This window comes from Sphaerochaeta sp. S2 (assembly GCF_016406725.1).
Classification (GTDB): domain Bacteria; phylum Spirochaetota; class Spirochaetia; order Sphaerochaetales; family Sphaerochaetaceae; genus Sphaerochaeta.
Genome location: NZ_JAEKNT010000454.1, coordinates 1 through 1,569, shown reverse-complemented (window position 1 = coordinate 1,569; position 1,569 = coordinate 1). Strand labels below are relative to the sequence as shown.

2 protein-coding genes are annotated in these 1,569 nt (G+C 44.6%); one reads left to right on the top strand and one right to left on the bottom strand.

Features of this window, described 5'->3' with window-relative positions; translation table 11 throughout:
- Positions 1–322, bottom strand: a 322-nt coding sequence (locus JF818_RS13040; protein WP_198892424.1) for an amidohydrolase family protein, incomplete at its 3' end; no start/stop codon positions are given.
- Positions 323–611: 289 nt separating this feature from the next.
- Here JF818_RS13040 and JF818_RS13035 point away from each other — a divergent pair.
- Positions 612–1,569 (top strand): NCS2 family permease (locus JF818_RS13035; protein ID WP_198892423.1); only part of this gene is annotated, 958 nt, incomplete at its 3' end.

Genomic DNA, 1,569 nt, shown 5'->3' with positions numbered 1-1,569 from the left:
GGTCTGCGATTACTGTGGTGGTTCCACAGGGAACCACGAGATTGGAGAACTCCTCAGGGGTGGCATGACTGGATTCAATATGCACATGACTGTCAATAAAGCCAGGCAGGAGATAGCGTCCCTCAGCGTCAACGGTTGTATCAGCTTCTCCTTGTCCACATTCAGCAAATCCAGCAATGTATCCGGACCGAATCAGGAGGTCTGCCTCAAACCACTCCTTGTTATATACATCCAATATATGGGCATTCGTAATGCACAAGTCGGCTTTTTTCCGTCTTGCTGCAGTTTCTATTACTTCCTGCACTATGTTCTTCGTAATCATACGAGCTCCTTCTGCAACATTCTGCAACGTCTTTCTATCAGTGTATCACTTCACGATAATTCTTCAAGGATAAATTTTCTTAGTATTTATACAGTATAATTAAGAATTTGTATTGATAGTGAATTGAATTTTTTTCGCTATATAGCAAAATTTCTCGTAATAAATTAGCCAGATTCCCAAAATTGTACCCCATAATTTGGTTATATAACAAATGTAACGATTTTTCTGTACGATTTCATACAGATAGGTTAGAATGGTATCAACCAAAACATCTGCAAGGAGTGCATCGATGGAAAAGTTTTTCAAGCTCAAAGAACGAAAAACGACCGTCAAGACTGAAGTCATGGCAGGTATTACTACCTTCTTAACTATGGCTTACATTCTTGCCGTCAACCCAGGCATCCTTTCCGAATCCGGAATGGACTTCTCCAAAGTATTTGCTGCAACTGCAATTGCTGCATCAATCGCAACATTGGTAATGGCCCTGTTGGCCAATCTACCATTCGCTCTTGCCCCAGGCATGGGTCTGAACGCCTTCCTTACCTACACCGTCGTTTTCGGTATGGGTTACACATGGCAGTTCGCCCTCACGGCAGTATTCGTTGAAGGTATCATTTTCTTGATCCTCACCGCTGCCAATATCCGTGAGGCAATTGTCAATAGTATTCCGGCCAACCTAAAACGTGCAATCGGAGTTGGTATCGGCCTCTTCATTGCCTTCATTGGTATGCAGAACGCTGGTATCATCGTTGATGGAGCTACTTTGGTTGCTCTGAATGCTGACTGGTTCATGGGAGCTCCTGGCCTTGCCATGATTGGCTTGATCATTACCGGTATCCTCTTGGCCCACAAGGTAAACGGTGCCCTCCTGATTGGTATTATCGTTACCACCATTATCGGCATTCCTTTTGGAATTACCGCATACAAGGGTGGCTCTTATCTTCCCCCAGCCCCTTACTTCTTCCCATTCGAATTCACTAATATCATGAGTGTTGACTTCATCGTTGTTGTCTTCACCTTCTTGTTTGTAGATATGTTCGATACAGTTGGAACCCTGATCGGTTGTGCCACCAAGGCTGACATGATCCAGGATGATGGATCCATCCCCAACTGTAAGGAAGCACTGTTCGCTGATGCAATCGGAACCACTGTAGGTGCAATCCTCGGAACCTCAACCGTTACCACATTTGTTGAATCTTCCAGTGGTGTTGTTGAAGGTGGACGAACCGGTTTGACCGCATTGACCG